Source organism: Oleomonas cavernae, from assembly GCF_003590945.1.
In the GTDB taxonomy this organism is placed as follows: domain Bacteria; phylum Pseudomonadota; class Alphaproteobacteria; order Zavarziniales; family Zavarziniaceae; genus Zavarzinia; species Zavarzinia cavernae.
Window position 1 is genome coordinate 1,581,380 of the sequence record NZ_QYUK01000011.1, and the last position, 19,904, is coordinate 1,601,283.

The following is a 19,904-nucleotide window of genomic DNA, read 5'->3' on the forward strand; positions in this document are numbered from 1 at the left end:
CGATCATGACCAGCACCGTCGCCGAAACGGCATCGCCGGAGCCGACCGGGCCCGTGCCCAGCTTTGCCGAGGGCCTGCGGGTATGGGCGCGGATCGGCCTGCTCAGCTTCGGCGGCCCGGCGGGACAGATCGCCTTGATGCACCGCATCCTGGTCGACGAACGCCGCTGGATCGGTGAGCAGCGCTTCCTGCACGCCCTTGGTTACTGCACGCTGCTGCCGGGCCCCGAGGCACAGCAATTGGCGACCTATGTCGGCTGGCTGCTGCATCGCACCGCCGGCGGTCTCGCCGCCGGGATCCTGTTCGTGTTGCCGGGGGCCCTGGTCATGCTAGGGCTCAGCATCCTCTACGTGCTCCACCGCGATGCCCCGCTGGTCGATGCGGTATTCTTCGGGGTGAAGGCCGCCGTGCTGGCAGTGGTGGTCGAAGCGCTGTTGCGGATCGGGCGGCGGGCGCTCAAGAACCGGGCGATGGCCGGGGTCGCCGTGGCGGCCTTCGTGGGCATCTACGTCCTGAACATCCCGTTTCCGGCGATCGTGCTTGCCGCCGGGCTGCTGGGATGGTTCGGCAGCAAGCAGGCGCCGCACCTGTTTGCCGCGGCCGGCCACGGCGCCAAGGGCGTGGTCGCGGGCGGTGGGTCGTTCAGCGTCGTCGACGCCATGTTCGAACGTGGCGAATTGCGCCATGCCCAGCCCTCGCGCGCTGCCACCCTGCGGGTTCTGGCGACCTGGCTGCCGCTGTGGCTGCTGCCTGTCGCCGCCCTGTGGCTGCTGACCGGCGGCGACAGCGTCTGGACGCAGATCGGCGCCTTTTTCAGCGGCATGGCGGTGGTTACTTTCGGCGGCGCCTATGCCGTGCTCGCCTATGTCGCGCAGGCGGCGGTCGAGGGCTTCGGCTGGCTGGCGCCCGGTGAAATGGTCGACGGCCTGGGCCTGGCTGAGACCACGCCCGGTCCGCTGATCATGGTCTTGCAGTTCGTCGGCTTCCTGGCCGCCTACCGCCAGGCCCATGGCCTCGACCCGATGCTGGCGGGGTGCCTGGGGGCGCTGCTGACCACCTGGGTGACCTTCGCGCCCTGCTTCCTGTGGATCTTCCTGGGCGGCCCTTACGTCGAATCGCTGCGCAGCAGCAAGGCACTGTCGGCGGCGCTGTCGACGATCACCGCCGCCATCGTCGGGGTGATCTTCAACCTCACATTGTGGTTCGCCCTCCACGTGCTCTTCCACGAGGTGCGGCCATTCACCGTCGCCGGCATCGGCCCCGACCTGCCGGTGCTGGACAGCCTGGATTGGCGCGCGACGCTGCTCAGCATCGCCGCCTTGCTGGCGATGCTGCGCTTTGGCATCGGCATGTTGCCGACCCTGGCCCTGTCCGCGGTTGCCGCCGTCCTCCTGGTTACGCTGTCCCATTGACGGCCAACGCCACAGCCCAGGATGGTTAACGGGGAGGCCCCGTGTCTTTTATGGAGACGGCGGTGCAAAAGGGTGCTCACATTCGCGGAAAGCCGAAACGAATTCCCCGAACCTTTGCAAAACCATTATCCGTTTATGTTCAATGCCCTTGCGCTGGTTCAATGCGGGCAATTAACTCGTGTCTGTAACATTGAGCATGATGACGATGCTGAACGCGCAAAGCGGCGATGAGGGAAAAGAGGCCTCGGTCGTCATTCTCGACGACGATGTCCACATCGTCGACGTTTTGCGTGCCCGCATCGGCCGGGACGGGCTGCGCATCACCATCGTGCATACCATCACGGAACTCGAGGCGGCCTGCCGCGCCGCGCCGCCGGCCGCCGTCGTCGCCGACCTCAACCTGCCCGGTGTGACCCCGCACGACACCACGGAAATGCTGTCGCGGCTGGCCTACGCCGGGCCGCTGTTCCTGGTCAGCGAGGCGAACGAGCACGACATCGCCATGGCGCGGGACCTTGCCCAGCGCTTCGGCCTCGATCGGCCGACCATTTTCCGCAAGCCGTTTTCTTATGCCGCCTTGTCGGCGGCGCTGGTGAATTCGGTCGCGATGACGCGCCCCGCCGCGCTCGAAGACGTCACGGCCGCGATCGAGAGCGGTGAAATCATGCCGTTCTTCCAGCTCCAGGTGGATCTCGCCTCGGGGCGGATCGTCGGCGCCGAAGCCCTGGCGCGCTGGAAGCGTCCCGACGGCTCGGTCACGCCCACCGGCAACTTCATGCCCGTGATCGAACAGGCCGGCCTGTGGCGCCGCCTGACCGACCGCATGCTGCTCGACTCGGCAGTGGCGATCCGGCGCTGGCAGGCGGCGGGCCTGTCGCCGTGCAAGATTTCGGTCAATCTCGAAGCCAGCGTCGCGGCCGATCCGGGATTTGGCCCCAGCGCGGCCCAGATCCTCAATGCCCATGGCGTCGATCACGGCCTGATCCGCTTCGAGATCACCGAACAGACCGCCATGTCCGACATTTCGACGGCGCTGCGGGCCTTGACCTGGCTGCGCGACAAGGGCTTCGACCTGTCGCTGGACGATTTCGGCACCGGCTTTTCCTCGCTCTCGGTGCTGCATTCGATGCCCTTCTCGGAATTGAAGATCGACCGCTCCTTCGTGCAGCGCATGAGCACCGACCGCGACGCCAGGGTGATCGTCCGGGCGACCGTCGACCTTGCCCACAATCTCGACCTGCTGTGCGTGGCCGAGGGGGTCGAAAACGCCGAGGCCTGCGCCAGCCTGATCGAGTTCGGCTGCGACCACGGCCAGGGCTACCTGTTCGGCCGCGCGGTCGAGGCCGATGCCTTCGGCGAATTGCTGCGGCAGGGCAAAATCGACCTGCCTTGACCGGGTCTCAGGCCTGAGCGATCTCCACCCGGCCGTTGCCGAGACAGATCAGGTCACGCTCTACCACCCGCCCGCGAAAAGCGAAGACGGCCGCCTCATCGGTGCGCCAGATTTCCGTGGCGATGGTCTCGCCCGGATAGACCGGCGCGGTAAAGCGCAGGTCGAGCGCCTTGAGACGGGTGGGATCATTGCCGGCGACCGCGTCGACCAGGGCGCGGGTGGCGACGCCCAGGCTGGCCAGGCCGTGCAGGATCGGCGCCTTGAAACCGGCCTTTGCCGCCACGTCGGGATCGGCGTGCAACGGGTTGAAATCGCCCGACAGCCGATAGATCAGCGCCGTATTGGCGGCGGTCCGGCGAGCCGCGACCAGATCGGGGGCGCGATCGTCGGGCACCGCGAAGGGTTCCTTGACCGGCCCCGAGGGCCCGCCAAAACCGCCGTCGCCGCGCAGGAACGTGGTCTGGCTCACCGTGGCCAGCAAGGTGCCGCTGGCCTTGTCGATGATCCGCCGCGAGGAATAGAGCAGCGCGCCCCTGCCCGGCCCCTTGTCGACGATCGCATCGACCTTGGAACGGCCGATCACCGTGCCTGACGGCGCCAGGGGGACGTGGATGCGGATGCTCTGCTCGCCGTGCAGCACCTTGACCCAGTCGGCGCCGGTGGCGGGATCCTTCAGCCAGAAGCCCGGATAGCCCAGCACCACCGCCATCGACGGCAGAACCTTCAAGCCCGCCTCGTAGACGTAAGCCAGGTCGCCACGATCCAGCGGATCGATGCCGCAGCCCAGGCCCAGGGCATAGAGGATCGTGTCCTTGGCGGTATAGCGATGTTCCAGGTCCGGGAACGACCAGTTCAACAGCTTGTCGTAGACGATCGCCATGGGTTGTCCCCTATCCTGTCAACGGCTGGCAGTACCATCGTGCGTCCTTCGAGACGGGCGCTTCGCGCCCTCCTCAGGATGAGGAGAATCTTGGTGGCATAAAGATTCTCCTCATCCTGAGGAGCCACCAAAGGTGGCGTCTCGAAGGACGCACAATGCTCGCCCCGGCACAGGTTACCCCACCGGAATCCGCTGCCCGCCCTGGACCAGTTCGATCCCGGCAAAGGTCGACTCGCCCCGGTCGCGGCCGAACAGGCTGTTGGCGATCAGCCAGATGCGGATCACCTTGCCCGGGATGGTACCGCCCAGGGCGGCCGCATAGTCGGCATGGACATCGCGCGCCTCGGCGATCCAGGTGCCCAGGCCCTGGGGCCCGCTACGCAGGACCACATGGGTTTCCTTGTCCTTCCAGGTGGGCAGCGGGCAGTGATAGACCGTGCCCACGGGCAGCGCGGCGCTCCAGTAATAGGTCAGATCCTGGCCGTTGTCGAACTCGACCGCGATCGACATGTAGTCGTGGCTGGGCACCGAATCCTCGCGCAGGCTGGTGGGCAGGCGATCGACCTTCCACTGCCATTCGAGCATCAGGCCGGGTTCCAACGGCGCCTCGACATCGTATTGCAGGATCGCCACATCGCGGTGGGTAACGCAGCCGATCGCCCGCGCCCGCCCCACTTCCTCGCATCGGAAGAAGGTCTCGCTGTCGCCCAGGTACCACAGGTGTTTCCAGCCCGCGGGCGGTGCCTTGGCATGACGCAGGCGATCGAGTTCGCCAGCGACGAGTCCCTCATGGTCGCCGAGGGCGGCCAGCCGCAGCAGGCCCTCCTCGATCGGCACCGCCCATACCAGCACCGCTGCCAGCATGCCGCCGCCCATGGCGGCGAAATCGGCCGGGTCGGTACCCAGGCGGCCGTCGGGGCTGGCCCATTCGCCGGGGAAATAACTGGCCAGGGACAGGTCGCCGCCGTGATCGGCGACATAGGAATGGCCGGCGCGGGTGCCGCGGAACACCGGCCCATCGCCGACCTTGGCCCAGAACTGGAACGGCGGCGCCACCCAGACATCCAGCGGCTTGGCCATGTCGACCCGGCCCATGGCAAAGGTGGTCACCTTGTCGCCCGCGTCGAGCCTGATACCCGTCGCGGTCCAGGGCGCGCGATTGGCCGGCAGGTCGACCAGCTTGGCATCGACCAGCGTGCCGGGCGACAGCTTCCCCACCGCCTCGGTGAAGAAGCGGCGGAACGCGGCCAGGTCGGGCGCCTTCTCCAGCTTGCCCGACAGGCGCTTGCGTAAGGTACGCAGGCCCAGGCGCGCGGCGATTCCCAGTTCGGTGCCCTTGGATGGGGTATAGGCCCGCGGCAGGGTCTTGGGTGCATCGGTCATGGTCACACGGGATCCCAGGAAAAGATGTCGGCGGAACGGTCCAGCGGCGTGAAACTGGTGGCCAGCGCGGGGATCGCCTGTTCGGCCACGGTTTCCGGCGTCCAGCCCTCGCCCCGGTGGACCGAGCGGACGGGGCGGTTCTGGCTGAACAGGAAGATCTCGTTGTGGCGCACCGAGAAGATCTGCCCGGTCACGCCCGCCGCCGCGTCCGACAGCAGGTAGGCGGCCAGCGGCGCGATCTTGGCCGGCGTCATCTGCTTGATCCGCTCCACCCGTCTCGCCTGGGCTTCGTCGGCGATGGGGATCGAGCCGATCATGCGCGACCAGGCGAAGGGCGCAATGCAGTTGGAACGCACCTTGTAGCGCTGCATGTCGAGCGCGATCGACTTGGACAGGCCGACGATGCCGAGCTTGGCGGCCGCGTAGTTGGCCTGGCCGAAATTGCCGATCAACCCGGAGGTCGAGGTCATGTGGACATAGGCGCCGCGCTCGTGCTCCCGGAAATGGCCGGCCGCCGCCCGGCTCATGTTGAAGCCGCCCTTGAGGTGGACCAGGATCACCTGGTCCCAGTCCTCCTCGGCCATCTTGTGAAAGATGACGTCGCGCAGGATGCCGGCATTGTTGACGATGCCGTCCAGCCGGCCCCAGGTGTCCAGCGCCTGTTCGACCATGCGGTGCGCGGCCCCCCAGTCGCCCACGGATTCGCCGTTCAGCACGGCGTCGCCGCCGAGGTCCTTGATCGCGGCGACGGTTTCCATGGCCGGGGTCTTGTCGGCGCCCTCGCCCCACGCCGTGGCCCCCAGGTCGTTGACCACCACGCGCGCCCCTTGCGCCGCGGCCATCAGGGCGATGTCACGCCCGATACCGCGCCCAGCCCCCGTGACGATGACGACCTTGCCTTCCAGCAGCCCCATGTTCCACTCCCTTGCGGATCCAACCTCTGGCGGGTCGGTATGCCAATAGCACTAAAGGCCCAGGGCCAGCTTGGACAGGATGTTACGCTGGATCTCGTTGGCGCCGCCATAGATCGAGGCGGCGCGATTGTTCAGGTACTGGCCGATCAGGATCGGCGCCTGCCTGGGCCCCGCCGGCACGTCGTTGGCGCCGGGAATGGTCCAGCGGTGGCTGTAGGGCATGGCGAAATTCTCCAGTGCCTCCAGCCCCAGTTCGTTCACCTTCTGCATCAGCTCGGTGCCCAGGGTCTTCATCATCGAGGATTCGGCCGCCATCAAGGCGCCCTTGCTGATCTCGGCCATGACCCGCAACTCGGTCATGGCCAGGCCCTCCAGGGTTACCCCGGCTTGCGCCAGGCGCATCCGAAAGCCGGTATCTTCCAGGGCGCCGGTCTCGGCCGCGATCGTCTTGAGGCGCTGCAGCGAGACCCGGATGCGGGCGGTGAAGGTGCTGCCGCGTTCGTGGATCAGCAGGTACTTGGCCACCGCCCAGCCCTCGCCCTCGCCGCCGATGCGGTTGGCCTTGGGCACCCGCACGCCGTCGAAGAAGACCTGGTTCACCTCGTGATCGCCGGCCAGCGTAATGATCGGCTGCACCGTGATGCCGGGCGTGTCCATGTCGAGCAGCAGGAAGGTGATCCCCTCCTGCGGCCGGCCGGTCGCGTCGGTGCGCACGAGCGCGAACATGCGGTTGGCGAAATGGGCCTGGGTGGTCCAGATCTTGGTGCCGTCGATGATGTAATCGTCGCCATCGCTGACCGCGCGGCAGCGCAGCGAGGCAAGGTCAGAGCCCGAGCCCGGCTCGGAATAGCCCTGGCACCAGTAATCCTCGCCCGCGAGGATGCGCGGCAGGTAGAACGCCTTCTGGTCCGGCCGGCCGTAAGCCATGATCACGGGCGCCACCATGCGCAGGCCCATGGGGCTGAGCGGCGGGGTTTCCGCCAGGGCGCATTCGGTATCGAAGATATAGCGCTGGGAGATCGACCAGCCGGTGCCGCCGTATTCCACCGGCCAGTCGGGCGCCGCCCAGCCCTTGGCATGGAGGATCTTCAGCCAGCCCAGGTTCCATTGCTTCTCGGAAAAGGCGCTGGTCGAGGCGCGGCCGGCGGCGCGCAGCTCATCGGTCAGATTGTGCTCGAGAAAATCCCGCACTGCCGCGCGGAATGCCTCGTCCGCCTCGCTGAAGCGAAGCTCCATGACGCCTCTCCCTTGATCTCTTGGCCTTGTTCGTCGCCGGAGTTTGGCCGAGCATGACGCCCTACTCAAGGGTAGTCAAAATGACGTCGCGGCACGCTTGGGCCTTCTGCTGCCCTGGTTTGCCCGCTAAGCTCCAAATCAAGCAACAAGCCGCCAAAGCGGCGCCCGAGGAGACGAAATGGCCCGGATTCCCTATGTCGAGATCGCGACTCTGCCGCCCGAGATGCAGGCCATGGTCGCCCATCGGCCGCTGAACATCTTCAGGATGCTGCCCCATGCCAAGACCGCCGCGCCCGGCTTCCTGGCGCTCGGCAATGCCCTGCTGACCCAGGGCGAGCTCGATGCCGGCCTGCGCGAACTGGTCATCGTCCGCGTCGGCCTGCTCAGCCACGCCACCTACGAGGTCCATCAGCACAAGCAACTGGCGCGGCGCATCGGCGTGGCCGAGGCCAAGATCGCCGCCCTCGACGAGGGGCCGGAGGCCGCCGCCTTCGACGCCAGGGAAGCGGCCGTGCTGCGCTTCACCGATGCGGTGGTGCGCGAAGTCAAGGCGCCCGAGGCCCTGTTCGCCGCCGTGGCGAGCCATCTCTCGCACCGCGAGCTGTGCGAACTGCTGCTCACCATCGGTTTCTACATGATGGTCAGCCGTTTCCTGGAAAACCTGGAAGTCGACATCGAGGAGCAGAACCTGTTCGAGCGCAAGGCGCAGTAATGTCCCCGGCGCCGGACGTAACCCAAGAGGAGCCCTCATGCTGATCGCCGCGAAGATCGCCACCGCCGTGGTGGCGCTGATCCACGTCTATATCGTGATTTTGGAAATGCTGCTGTTCAAAGCCCGCGGCCCTAAGGTGTTCGGGGTCAGCCCCGATGCCGTGGAGATCCTGGCGCCGGCCATGTCGAACCAGGGCCTCTACAACGGCTTCCTGGTGGCGGCCCTGGTGATCGGCTTCGTTCACGCCGACCCTGCGGTCGCCATGGCCTTCACCCTGTTCGGCCTCGCCTGCGTGATCGTCGCCGGGATCTGGGGCGCGATCACGGTGAACCGGCGCATTCTATTCGTGCAGGCCCTGCCCGCGGTGGTGGCGGTGCTTCTGTTCATTCTGGTGCCGCACGCCTAGCCGCAAATAGCCCTCTCCGCCCTTTAGGGGGAGAGGGTTGGGTGAGGTGGGTGGCCGGCATAGGGCGTGATTTATCCCGTCGACCACCTCACCCTTCCCATCGCTTCGCGACGGGCCCCTTCCCTCTCCCCCGCAAGCGGCGGAGAGGGAATGTTCTTCAGCCCGCCTTCTTGGCGGCGATCTCCTCGACCGTTTCGGTGATGCGGCCGGCGCCCAGGCTCGACGGGCGGCCGCCGGCTGCGGGCTTGGCCTTCTTTTCCTTCGGCTTGTCCTTGGCCGACCCGGCCGCGGTCAATTCGGCCAGGGCCAGCGGCAGCATATCGGCCAGGTCCTCGACGTCGGGCACCGCCTCGCGGTCGACGATCAGGCCGAACTCGATATTGTCGGTATAGGACTGCACCGTGATGTTGAGCGCGATGCTGTCGGCCGGGATCGAGACCGGATAGGTGTGCAACACTTGCGCCCCGCCCAGGTAGAGCGGGAAGCTGGGGCCGGGCACGTTCGAGACCACGACGTTGAACGGCGGGCGGTGATAGTCGGCGATCTTGTAACGCGAGTAGAGCCGGGCCGCCCGCGCCGCCACCAGGGGGGCGGCGAACAGCGACCAGTCGCGCAGCATGTCGGCCGGCAGGGCCTTGTAGGATTCCTTGGCGTCCTTGGTCGATTCCTTGATCGCCGCCACCCGCTCGATCACATCGTCGACATCGGTCGCCAGCGACACCAGCATGCCCGAGACGCGGTTGTTCAGTTCGCCCTTCTGCTCCTCGCTGCGCACCGAGATCGGGCACATGGCGATCAGCGGCTTGTCCGGCAATTGGCCGTGCTTGGCGAGGTAGCGCCGCAAGGCGCCCGAGCACAGGGCCAGCACCACGTCGTTGACGGTGCAGCCCAGGGCATTCTTCACCGCCTTCACCTGCGACAGCGGAATCGTCTTCACGGCAAAGCGGCGATGGGGGGTCAGCGCCCGGTTGAACGGCGTGCGCGGCGCCTGGAACGGCGCCGGCGGCAGGCTGGCACCCGGCTCCAGCGCGCGGCGGCCGACGTTCAGCACCGTGCCCAGCAGCTTGGGGATCCGGCGCAGCATCGACATCGGCTTGACGATGCCATGCACGGCCGCACGGGCCAGCACCTCGACGTCGTTGGGCGCGCGTTCCGGCACCCAGGGCTTGTCGGGCGGCGCCACGTTGCGCGGCTCGGGCGCGAAGTCGAGCAGCGAGACCATCAGTTCGGTGCCGGCGACGCCGTCGATGCAGCAATGGTGGATCTTGGTGTAGACCGCGGCGCGGTTATCGGCCAGGCCCTCGATCACATAGAATTCCCACAAGGGCCGCGAGCGATCGAGCGGGCGCGAATGCAGCCGGGCGACCTGGTCCAGCAACTGGCTCATGTCGCCGGGCGGCGGCACGGCGATGTGGCGCATGTGGAAATCGATGTCGAAATCCGGGTCCTCGATCCACAGCGGGTGGTCGATATCCAGCGGCACCATCAGCAGGCGGCGGCGATAGGCCCGCGCCAGGTGCAGCCGGCTTTCGACCAGCTTCTTCACCGTGTCGAAATAGCCGCCCTTGTAGCCTTCGGGCATCTCGACGATCCACAGACCGCCTACATGCATGTGGTTGGTCGGCGTCTCGAGATAGAGGAAAGAGGCGTCGAGCCCGCTGAGCCGTTCCATAGGATCCCCCCGCCGTTGTTCTGGCTTTCCCTAGGGGTAGCGGCGTTCCGGCGGGGGATCAAGCATTGCCTCGCGCATCCGCCGGCTGGCTCGGCGGGCGCTCGGACCGGGGATTGAGCGGCGCGGCGACCGAGGTCGTGGGCAGGGGCACGAATTTGCCCTGCAACTCGTTGGGCACCGAGGCGCGCACCCGCATGCGATAGATCGTGAACAGGGCCAGGAGGCCGGTCACCACCGCGACATAGATGAAGAGGCCCGACGGCCCGACCCAGCCCATCATCAAGCCCGCGATCGGCGGCCCGCCGACCGAGCCGATGGCCCAGGACATCAGCAGGCCGGCCGAAACCGCCACCACCTGGTCAGGCGCGATCATGTCGTTGGCATGGCCCACGGCCAGCGGGTAGATGACGAAGGCGGCCCCGCCATAGAGAAATCCCATGAGGTAGAGCATCTCGGCCGAGCGGCCGACGACGGCCATGCCCACCGCCGTCAGGCAGGTGGCGACGAGCGCGCCCAGCAGGATCAGGCGGCGATCGAAATGGTCCGACAGCCAGCCGATCGGCCACTGCAAGGCCAGCCCGCCCAGGAACAGCATGGACATGAACAAGGCGATCTGGCCGGTGTCCAGGCCGATCGCGGCGGCATAGATCGGCCCGGCCAGCGAAACGGCGGTATTGGCAAGCCCCGACCCGGCCGTTGCCGCGATCCCCAAGGGCGAGACCCGCATGAGCTGCCGGAAACCATAGCGCGAGCGCCCACTCGCCTGCGGTGCCTCGGCCGTGCTGAGCGAGACGGGCACCAGGCAGAAGGCCAGGATCAGGCCCGAGACCACGAACAGCAGCGGGGTGGCGGGATCGCCCGAGGCGACGATGCCCTGGCCGCCGGAATAGGCCAGCTTGTCGGTGATCATGTAGGCCGCCAGGACGGCGCCGCGGGTGGCGACCGTCGCCCGGCTGTTGAGCCAGCTTTCCGCCACCGTATAGAGGCCCGCGCTGCAAAAGCCCGACGCGGCGCGCAGCACGGTCCAGACATAAGGATCGTCGACCAGGGCCAGGCCCAGGGCGGCCACCGTGGTCAGGCCGCCGAAGGCCGCGAAGGCATGCACGGGGCCGACCTTGCCGATCGCCGGGCGGGCATAGAGACAGCCCAGCAGGAAGCCCAGCGGATAGCCGGTCAGGACGAAGGACACCAGGATCGACGGGACGTGATCGAGGCCAAGGCGAATGCCGACCGTCGTCGCCAGGACGGCATTCCCCGCCGAAACACAGCCGATACCCACCAGCAGCGCCGCGACGGCAATCAAGGTCTTGAGCATTCTACCCTCCCGGAAGTGGGATATTGGTCGGGCCTTCGCGCCGCTTCAAGCAAGCAATGCTGCACGGCTGTAATGCAGCCGTTCCAGGCCCGAATCGCGGGCCTCGATGTTCGACCAAACTCGTCATGCCCGGCCTTGTGCCGGGCATCCACGTCGGGACGAGCCAAGTCCGTTGACGGAGGAGGCGGCGTGGCGACGTGGATGGCCGGGACAAGCCCGGCCATGACGATCGAGAGTGGCGTGTGAGCCGCCAATAGCGCATCGCCCGCTCTTGATGGCGCGGCGGTTCCGTGATTCAACAGGGGCATGATCCGTCCGGCGACCACGGCCGACCTGCCGCGACTCCTCGACATCGAAGCCCGCGCCTTCGCAGGCGATCGCCTGTCCGCCCGCAGCTTCAAGCATCTGCTGACCAAGGCCCATGCCTATACGCTGGCGGCCGAGGCGGAGGGCGAAATCGTCGGCTATGCCAGCCTGCTGTTTCACGAGGGCACCTGGATCGCCCGGCTGTATTCGATTGCCCTGCTGGCGCGGGCACGCGGCAAGGGCATCGCCCGGCCCCTGCTGGAAGCGGCGATCGAGGCGGCGCGGGAGCGCGACTGCGCCACCCTGCGGCTGGAAGTGCGCGAGGACAATGTCGTGGCGCGGCGGCTTTACGAGGCCGCCGGCTTCCGCCTGTTCGGCCGCCACGACGCCTATTACGAAGACGGCACCACCGCGTTGCGCTACGAAAAATCCCTGGCCGAGGCGGCGGAGCCGGATGCCCGCACCCTGCCCTTCTATGCCCAGACCCTGGATTTCACCTGCGGCCCCGCTGCCCTGATGATGGCGATGCGCAATTTCGACGTGGGCGCAGCGCTGGACCGGCGCGAGGAATTGCGCCTGTGGCGCGAGGCGACGACGATCTTCATGACCTCGGGCCACGGCGGCTGCAGCCCCTACGGCCTGGCCCTGGCGGCCTGGCACCGGGGCTTCGACGTCGACGTCTTCGTCAACGACGACGGCGCCCTGTTCGTCGACTCGGTACGGAGCGAGGAAAAGAAGGGCGTGGTCCGCCTGGTTCACGACGACATGGCGGAACAGGTGATCGAGACCGGCATCACCGTGGTCCGCGGCACCCTGGGCGTGTCCGCCCTGGTCGAGCGGGTCGGCCGGGGCGAAGTGCCGGTGGTGCTGATTTCGGTCTGGCGCATGGCCGGCCAGAAACAACCTCACTGGATTGCGGTCTCGGACGTCGACGAGCATTTCGTCTACGTCAACGATCCGACAATCTACAAGGATCGGCACAGGGACGATTCGATTCGCATGCCGATTGCGCGGCCCGAATTCGAGCGCATGGCCCGCTTCGGGCGCGGCCAGCAAAAGGCGGCGGTGATCATCAAGGGCCGGCGCGCATAACCTGAAAGCGGAGGACCGATGCCTGCCCACGCGATCATCGTCGAAAAGCAAAGCGATTTCCGCTGGTCGGATCCGGGCCAGCGGGTCATCACCGTTCTCGACTATCTCGACCATGCCGACGATCTGAAGCTGCGCAACGCCCGCGTGGTCAACCTGTGCCGCGACTTCAGCTATCTCTCGGTCGGCTATTATTGTTCGCTGCTGGCCGAGGCCCGGGGCGAGCGGGTCGTGCCCGACGTCGCCACCATGCTGGAGCTGGACCAGCGCGCCCTGCACAAGGAGGCGCTGGCCGATCTCGACGACGTGCTGCGCCGCTGCCTCAAGACCCGTTCGGGCGAGGAGATACCGCACGAGTTGCACATCTTCTTCGGCCGCACCGACAATCCCGCCTTCGAAGACCTGGCCGAAGCGGTGTTCGCCCGTTTCCGGGCGCCCCTGCTGCGCATCGAGATCACCTGCGACGGCGGCGTCTGGCACGTCCCCGAGATCGAGATCCTGTCGCCCAAGGAAGTGCCCGCGGCCCTGGATACCTTGTTCCTCGAAGCGCTCGACCTCTATACCCAGAAGCGCTGGGTGAAGCCGCGCATGAAGGCGGTGCCGCGCTACGACCTCGCCATCCTGCACGATCCCGACGACAAGCTGCCGCCCACCGACGCCCGCACCTTGCAGAAGTTCGTGCGCATCGGCAGCGAGATGGGCATCGACGTCGAGCTGATCACGCGCAAGGATTTCCGCAAGCTGCCGCAGTTCGACGCGCTGTTCATCCGCGAAACCACTTCGATCCCGCATCACACCTTCCGCTTCGCCAAGCAGGCGCAGGAGGAAGGCATGCCGGTGATCGACGATCCGACCTCGATCCTGCGCTGCACCAACAAGGTCTACCTGGCCGAGCTGCTGCGCGGCAACGGCGTGCCGGGGCCGCACACCATGATTCTGGGCAAGAACCGGGTGGCCGAGATCGAGCGGCAGTTCGCCTATCCGGTGGTCCTGAAGATCCCCGACGGTTCGTTCAGCCGCGGCGTGAAGAAGGCCGAGAACGCGGACGAGTTGGACGGGATCCTGAAGGCGATGTTCAAGGACAGCGAAATGGTCCTGGCCCAGGAGTTCATGTACACGGAATACGACTGGCGCGTGGGGGTGCTGGACCGCAAGCCGATCTTCGTCTGCCAGTATTTCATGTCCAAGAAGCACTGGCAGATCGTCAAGCACGAGAAGGGCGGCGAGTTCCAGGAAGGCGCCGCGCGCACCTTAAGCGTCGAGGAGGCGCCGCGCGCGGTGATCGAAACTGCCCTGGCCGCCGCCAACCTGATCGGCGACGGCCTCTATGGCGTGGATCTCAAGCAGAACGACAAGGGCATCTTCGTCATCGAGATCAACGACAACCCCAATATCGACATGGGGGTCGAGGATGCGGTGCTGAAGGACGAGCTCTACAAGATCGTGCTGGGCTCGTTCCAGCGCCGCATCGACCTGCGCCGGTCGCGCTAGGCTCGTGGCAAACCCGTCGATGCCAAGTAGCCCTCTCCGCCCTTCAGGGGGGAGAGGGTTGGGTGAGGTGGGTGGTCGGCGTGAGACACAGCCTGTCCCGTCGACCACCTCACCCTTCCCATCGCTGACGCGACGGGCCCCTTCCCTCTCCCCCGCAAGCGGCGGAGAGGGAGTTGTCACGGCACTCTGCACCCTTCTCTCGCTTTTCTTCTTTCTCGCGACCCCTGCCGTCGCCCAGACGAAATACGACACGCCCTGGGGCAAGGTGGCGACACCCAGCCGGGGCACGGCGCAGGCGATCGGCGGCTATGCCAACGGCTGCATCGCGGGTGCCGTCGCCCTGGACGCGGAAGGCCCGGGCTTCCAGGTGTTGCGGCGCTGGCGCAACCGCTACTGGGGCCACCCCCAACTGATCGACTACCTGGACCGCCTGGGGGCGGCCTTCGTCGCCAGGAAGCTGAAGCCGATGCTGATCGGCGACATGGGCCAGCCCCGCGGCGGCCCCATGGCCTATGGCCATGCCAGCCACCAGATCGGCATCGACGTCGACATCCTGTTCACGCCCGGCCCCATGGCGGCCAGTGCCCGCGAGGCCCTGAGCGACCCGCCCAGCATGCTGACGGCGAACAAGCAGGACGTGGACCCCAAGCGTTTCGGCGCGACCCAGATTGCCATGCTGAAGACCGCAGCGGCCGATCCGCTGGTCGCCCGCATCTTCGTCAACTACCGGATCAAGAAATACCTGTGCCTCACCCTGCCCCCGGCCGAGCACGGCTGGATCGGCCGGCTGCGGCCGTGGCTGGGCCACGACGAGCATTTCCACGTCCGCCTGAAATGCCCGCCCGGCAGCCCCCTGTGCAAGGACCAGGAGCCGATCCCGGTGGGCGACGGCTGCGACGACAGCCTGGAGGAATGGTTCCGCCCGCCGCCGCCGCGCGATCCCAATGCGCCGCCCCCGCCGCCGCCGAAACCCAAGATCCTGCCGCCGGCCTGCGCCGCCGTGCTGACCGCCCCCTAGAAAAAGCAACACCCCCGGCCGAAGCCGGGGGTGCATGAGGCGATGCCGTCGGCCTACTGGGCCGAGGCCAGCACGGTCGCGTTGGCCGGATCGGACACGCTGTCCACACCGGTTTCCATGCGGCCGGCGAAGCGGCGGGTGAAGCCGATGCCGTCCTGGTTGGTGACGGTGTAGTCGTACCAGTTGTTGTGATCCTTCAGCGAACGGCGCAGGGCCACGCGCTGACCCGGCTCCAGCCGCTGGAGGACCGAGTAGGTCTCATAGGCATTCGCCTTGACGCGCAGCACGCAGCTCCGCTTGCCGGTGTTCTCCAGCACGATGTTCAGGCGCTGGTCCGGCGCGTCGTAGCTGACCGTGACTTCCGGGATGGCGCGGCCGGCCTCGCCCAGCAGGTCTACATCGCCTTCGAAGTGGCGATGGAAGCCGTTGGGGCCCAGCACCCAGAGGTCGTACTTGCCCTCGTCGGCGGTGACCGTCCAGTCGCCGGCGATCTGCTTGTTCGCCTCGACCGAGTAGCGGCGCGGCACGCGGTCCAGGTGAAGCTGGTCGTAGACGTGGAACACCGCGCCGACATCGCCCGTGTTGCGGAAGCGCAGACGGACGCGGGTGGCATCGGTGGTCGCGTCGACACCCAATTCATAGGGCAACGCGCGCGACAGGCGCAGGCCGGTCTCCTGCTGCGGGATCGCCTGATCCGCCTCGGACGGCACCGGCACCTGGGGCCGCAGTTCCTGGGCAGCGCGGATGGCGTCGGCCGAGAGCTTGCTCCGGCTGGGCAGCGCCGGGATATCGCCGTTCGGCGTGAGGAAGTTGAAGGCCGAGGTCATGTCGCCGCAGATGGCACGGCGATAGGCGCTGATGTTGGGTTCGACGACGCCGAAGCGGGTTTCCAGGAAGCGCAGCACCGAGGTGTGGTCGAACACCTGGGAATTCACCCAGCCGCCACGGCTCCAGGGCGAGACGACATAGCAGGGCACCCGGGGGCCGGGGCCATAGACGCGGCCGTCCGGCGCCGGCTGGCTGCTGGTGCCCGGCGGCTTGGGATGAATGAAGCGTTCGAAGGCCAGGTCGTGCGCCGGGATCGTCGAGGCGCCGGCGGGCGTACCGTCGGCATTCGCCGAGAACAGGGCGGGCGGCGGCAGGTGGTCGAAGAAGCCGTCGTTCTCGTCGAAATTGATAATCAGGGCTGTCTTGCTCCAGACCTCCGGGTAGGCGATCAGGGCGTTCAGCGTCTCCTGGATATACCAGGCGCCCTGCACCGGGCTCGAGGGGCCGGGGTGCTCGCTGTAGGTGGCCGGGGCAACGATCCAGGTCACCTGGGGCAGCCGGCCCGCCTTGATGTCGGCCTTGAACTCGACCAGCAGGCCGCCCAGCGGCATGGTGTTGCCGCAGCCCTTGTAGAGGGGCGTGCGGAGTTCATGGTTGGTGCGGTAGGGGATATAGGGAGAGCCGTCCGAGTTGTTGCCGACGTCCTCGTTGGCCTTGCGGAAGGTGCGGAAGCCGTGCAGCGAGTTGTCGGTGAAGTTGTCGGGCATGTTCTGGTAGACCTTCCAGGTCACGCCAGCCGCCTGCAGGCGCTCCGGATAAGTGCCCCAGGTGAAGCCTTCGCTGGACGGGCCCAGGTCGTCCCACTCGTTGACCACGGAGGCGACGCCGGCGCCGGTCGGGCCGTTCGTGCCGGTCCACAGGAACAGGCGGTTCGAGTTGGTGCCGCCGTGGAGCGAGCAATGATAGGCATCGCACAGGGTGAAGGCGTTGGCCAGGGCGTACTGGAAGTCCAGTTCCGCCTGCTCGTAGTGGCCCATCGACCAGTCGCGCTTGTAGCGCGGCCACTCGGCCATGCGGCCGTTGTCCCAGGCGGCCTGGGCGTCGCCCCAGCTATGCGGCGTGCCGCTGACGCGCTGGGCGTTGCCCTGGGTGGCGTCCAGGTGATACGGCTCCACGACGCGCGTGCCGTTCGACTGCTGGAACACGTTGCGGCCGCCGGGCAGCGGAATGGGGAAGCGATCGCCGAAGCCGCGAACGCCCGACATCGTGCCGAAATAATTGTCGAACGAGCGGTTTTCCTGCATCAGGATGACGACATGCTCGACGTCCTGGATCGACTTCGTCGCATTGTTGGCCGGAATCGCCAGGGCCTCGCGAATGACCGGCGGGAACGCCGACATGGTGGCGGCCATGCCCGCGATTGCGCTGACACCCTTCAGAAAATCTCGCCTGTTGCTATCAGTCATGACTGCATCCCCTCCTGGACACCACTGGGAGACAAATCGGCCGGTCAGCCGGGAAAGGCCCGGCTGGCAAAGGCCTTGGAACTCGTGGCGGCAATAGTCTTCGGTGATCGTGTCAGCGCTATTGCAGGGGCGATACGATTTCAATAAATCGGCACCGGCTGCCAAGGCAGCCGGCGCATGGAACCATCAACATTTCACGCCGGAATGCCTCGGCTGCCACCCGCCAATCTCAGCTCGCGTCGCCCACGGTCACCAGCGCGTTGGCGGGATCCGAGACACCGTCGGTGCCGGTCTCCATGCGGCCGGCAAAGCGGCGGCCGAAGCCGATGCCGTCGTGCGCGGCGACGGTGTAATCGTACCAGTTGTTGCCGTTCTCCAGCGACCGGCGCAGCGCCACCCGCTGGCCGGGGTCCACCCGCTGCAGCACGGCAAAGCTTTCGTAGGCGTTGGCCTTGACCCGCAGGATGCTGCTGCGCACGCCGGTGTTCGTCAGCACGATGTTCAGGCGCTGATCGGGCGCATCATAGGTCACGGCGACCTCGGGGATCGCCCGGCCGGGGGCACCGGCGACATTCACGTCGCCCGTGAAGTGGCGATGGAAGCCGTTGGGGCCGAGCACCCACAGGTCATACTTGCCGAGATCAGGTGTGATCGACCAGTCGCCGGCGATCTGCTTGCCCGCTTCCACCGAATATCGGCGCGGCACCCGGTCCAGGTGCAGCCGGTCATAGACATGGAAGACGGCGCCGGCGGCACCCGTGTTGCGGAAGCGCAGGCGGACCTTGGCCGCGTCGAGCGTCGCATCGACAAAGAGTTCGTAGGGCAGTGCGCGCGACAGGCGCAGCCCGGCCGCCTGCTGCGGCACGGATTGTTCGGCCTCCGAGGGCACTGGCACCTGCGGCCGCAGTTCCTGCGACACGCGAATCGCGTCGGCCGAAATCTTGGTCCGGGTCGGCAAGGCCGGGACGGCGGCGTTGGGGTCGACGAAGTTGAAGGCCGAGGTCAGGTCGCCGCAGAAGGCGCGGCGATAGGCGCTGATGTTGGGCTCCTGCACGCCAAAGCGCTGCTCCAGGAAGCGCAGCACCGAGGTATGGTCGAACACCTGGGAATTGACCCAGCCGCCCCGGCTCCAGGGCGAGACGATATAGCAGGGCACGCGCGGGCCGGGGCCATAGACCCGGCCGTCGGGCTGCGGCTGGCCCGCGGTGCCGGGCGGGTTGGGATGGGTGAAGCGTTCCGCCGCCAGGTCCTTCACGGTCGAGGCGCCGGCCGGGGTGCCGTCGGCGTTCAGCGAGAACAGCGCCGGCGGCGGCACATGGTCGAAGAAGCCGTCGTTTTCGTCGAAATTGCCGATCAGGACGGTGCGGCTCCAGACCTCGGGATAGGCAACCAGCGCGGCCAGGGTTTCCTGGATATACCAGGCGCCCTGCACCGGGCTCGAGGGGCCGGGATGTTCGCTGTAATTGGTCGGGGCCACGATCCAGGAGACCTGGGGCAGCCGCCCCGCCTTCACGTCGGCACGGAATTCCTGCAGCAGCCCGCCCAGCGGCATGGTGTTGCCGACGCCCTTGTAGAGCGGGGCCTTGGCATCCTGCGTCGTGCGGTAGGGGATATAAGGAAAGCCGGCCGAGGTATTGCCGACGGTCTCGCTGGCCTTGCGGTACTGCCGGAAGCCGGCCAGCGGATTGTCGCCGAAATTGTCCGGAAGGTTCTGGTAGACCTTCCAGGTGACACCGGCCTGCTGCAGGCGCTCGGGATAGGTCAGCCAGGTGTAGCCCTGCGAAGACGGGCCGAGGCTGTCCCATTCGTTGACGACGGCGGCGACCCCGGCCCCGGTCGGGCCGTTGGTCCCGGTCCAGTGAAACAGGCGGTTGGGGTTGGTGCCGGCCTGGATGCCGCAGTGGTAGGCATCGCACAGGGTGAAGGCATTGGCCAGGGCGAAGGGGAAAGTGATTTCCGCCTCCTTGTAGTGGCCCATCGACTGGTCTTGCTTGAAGCGCGGCCATTCCGACATGCGGCCGTTGGCCCAGGCGGCCTGGGCATCGCCCCAGCTATGCGGGGTTCCCGTCACCCGCTGGGCATTGCCCTGGCTGGCATCCAGGTGATAGGGCGTCACCACGCGCGAGCCGTTCCACTGCTGGAACACGTTGCGCCCATCCGGCAGCGGAATGGTGAAGCGGTCGCCGAAGCCACGGACCCCGGCCAGCGTGCCGAAATAGTGATCGAACGAGCGGTTTTCCTGCATCAGGATGACGACGTGCTCGACATCCTGGATGCTGCGCGTGGCGTTGTTGGCCGCAATGGCCAGCGCGTCGCGGATGACCGGCGGGAACATCGACAGTGCTGCGGCGCTGCCGGCAAGGGTGCCCGCCCCTTTCAGGAAATTTCGCCTGTTCTGATCGGTCATGATGGCTTGCCCCAGGTAGACAGATACGGCCGCGGC

Annotated in this window: 15 protein-coding genes; 7 read left to right on the forward strand and 8 right to left on the reverse strand. The window is 67.1% G+C overall.

The window, feature by feature from the left end; all coding sequences use genetic code 11:
- Positions 1-5: 5 nt before the first annotated feature.
- The gene (gene chrA / locus D3874_RS11320) at positions 6-1,412 is read left to right on the forward strand and encodes a chromate efflux transporter (protein ID WP_119778176.1); all 1,407 of its coding nucleotides are present in this window, start codon (positions 6-8) and stop codon (positions 1,410-1,412) included.
- Positions 1,413-1,608: 196 nt separating this feature from the next.
- Positions 1,609-2,805 carry an EAL domain-containing protein gene (locus D3874_RS11325; RefSeq protein WP_119778177.1) on the forward strand — a complete coding sequence of 399 codons (1,197 nt, stop codon included), beginning with the start codon at positions 1,609-1,611 and terminating at the stop codon, positions 2,803-2,805.
- 7 nt (positions 2,806-2,812) lie between these two features.
- On the opposite strand, the gene D3874_RS11330 is transcribed toward D3874_RS11325, so the two are convergent.
- The 4 genes from D3874_RS11330 to D3874_RS11345 form a co-directional block, all read right to left on the reverse strand.
- The gene (locus tag D3874_RS11330; protein WP_119778178.1) at positions 2,813-3,685 is read right to left on the reverse strand and encodes a MaoC/PaaZ C-terminal domain-containing protein; all 873 of its coding nucleotides are present in this window, start codon (positions 3,683-3,685) and stop codon (positions 2,813-2,815) included.
- Positions 3,686-3,859: 174 nt separating this feature from the next.
- Positions 3,860-5,068, reverse strand: a complete 1,209-nt coding sequence (locus D3874_RS11335; RefSeq protein WP_119778179.1) for a DUF3047 domain-containing protein — start codon at positions 5,066-5,068, stop codon at positions 3,860-3,862.
- A 2-nt stretch (positions 5,069-5,070) separates the two neighbouring features.
- Positions 5,071-5,982 (reverse strand): SDR family NAD(P)-dependent oxidoreductase, encoded by a 912-nt coding sequence (locus D3874_RS11340; protein ID WP_119778180.1) that lies wholly within the window; start codon positions 5,980-5,982, stop codon positions 5,071-5,073.
- 51 nt (positions 5,983-6,033) lie between these two features.
- Positions 6,034-7,218 carry an acyl-CoA dehydrogenase family protein gene (locus tag D3874_RS11345; RefSeq protein WP_119778181.1) on the reverse strand — a complete coding sequence of 395 codons (1,185 nt, stop codon included), beginning with the start codon at positions 7,216-7,218 and terminating at the stop codon, positions 6,034-6,036.
- A gap of 178 nt (positions 7,219-7,396) precedes the next feature.
- On the opposite strand from D3874_RS11345, the gene D3874_RS11350 reads away from it, so the two are divergent.
- Together D3874_RS11350 and D3874_RS11355 are read left to right on the forward strand one after the other, a co-directional pair.
- Positions 7,397-7,930, forward strand: a complete 534-nt coding sequence (locus D3874_RS11350; RefSeq protein WP_119778182.1) for a carboxymuconolactone decarboxylase family protein — start codon at positions 7,397-7,399, stop codon at positions 7,928-7,930.
- A 37-nt stretch (positions 7,931-7,967) separates the two neighbouring features.
- Positions 7,968-8,336: a DUF1304 domain-containing protein gene (locus D3874_RS11355; RefSeq protein ID WP_119778183.1), complete on the forward strand. Its 369-nt coding sequence runs from the start codon at positions 7,968-7,970 to the stop codon at positions 8,334-8,336.
- A gap of 157 nt (positions 8,337-8,493) precedes the next feature.
- On the opposite strand, the gene D3874_RS11360 is transcribed toward D3874_RS11355, so the two are convergent.
- Together D3874_RS11360 and D3874_RS11365 are read right to left on the reverse strand one after the other, a co-directional pair.
- The gene (locus D3874_RS11360; protein WP_119778184.1) at positions 8,494-10,008 is read right to left on the reverse strand and encodes a WS/DGAT/MGAT family O-acyltransferase; all 1,515 of its coding nucleotides are present in this window, start codon (positions 10,006-10,008) and stop codon (positions 8,494-8,496) included.
- 58 nt (positions 10,009-10,066) lie between these two features.
- A complete protein-coding gene (locus D3874_RS11365) occupies positions 10,067-11,323 on the reverse strand; it encodes an MFS transporter (RefSeq protein WP_119778185.1) in 1,257 nt (418 codons plus the stop codon).
- 306 nt (positions 11,324-11,629) lie between these two features.
- On the opposite strand from D3874_RS11365, the gene D3874_RS11370 reads away from it, so the two are divergent.
- The 3 genes from D3874_RS11370 to mepA all read left to right on the forward strand — a co-directional run bounded on the left by D3874_RS11370 (position 11,630) and on the right by mepA (position 15,227).
- Positions 11,630-12,721 carry a peptidase C39 family protein gene (locus D3874_RS11370; protein ID WP_119778186.1) on the forward strand — a complete coding sequence of 364 codons (1,092 nt, stop codon included), beginning with the start codon at positions 11,630-11,632 and terminating at the stop codon, positions 12,719-12,721.
- Positions 12,722-12,739: 18 nt separating this feature from the next.
- On the forward strand, positions 12,740-14,209 hold the full coding sequence (locus D3874_RS11375; RefSeq protein ID WP_119778187.1) for a RimK family protein: 1,470 nt from the start codon (positions 12,740-12,742) through the stop codon (positions 14,207-14,209).
- Positions 14,210-14,474: 265 nt separating this feature from the next.
- Positions 14,475-15,227 carry a penicillin-insensitive murein endopeptidase gene (gene mepA, locus D3874_RS11380; RefSeq protein ID WP_158595942.1) on the forward strand — a complete coding sequence of 251 codons (753 nt, stop codon included), beginning with the start codon at positions 14,475-14,477 and terminating at the stop codon, positions 15,225-15,227.
- A 53-nt stretch (positions 15,228-15,280) separates the two neighbouring features.
- Here mepA and D3874_RS11385 read toward each other — a convergent pair whose 3' ends face one another.
- On the reverse strand, positions 15,281-17,461 hold the full coding sequence (locus D3874_RS11385; RefSeq protein ID WP_119778189.1) for a phosphocholine-specific phospholipase C: 2,181 nt from the start codon (positions 17,459-17,461) through the stop codon (positions 15,281-15,283).
- A 229-nt stretch (positions 17,462-17,690) separates the two neighbouring features.
- Positions 17,691-19,868, reverse strand: coding sequence for a phosphocholine-specific phospholipase C (locus tag D3874_RS11390; protein ID WP_119778190.1), 2,178 nt, complete (start codon positions 19,866-19,868; stop codon positions 17,691-17,693).
- Positions 19,869-19,904: the final 36 nt, after the last annotated feature.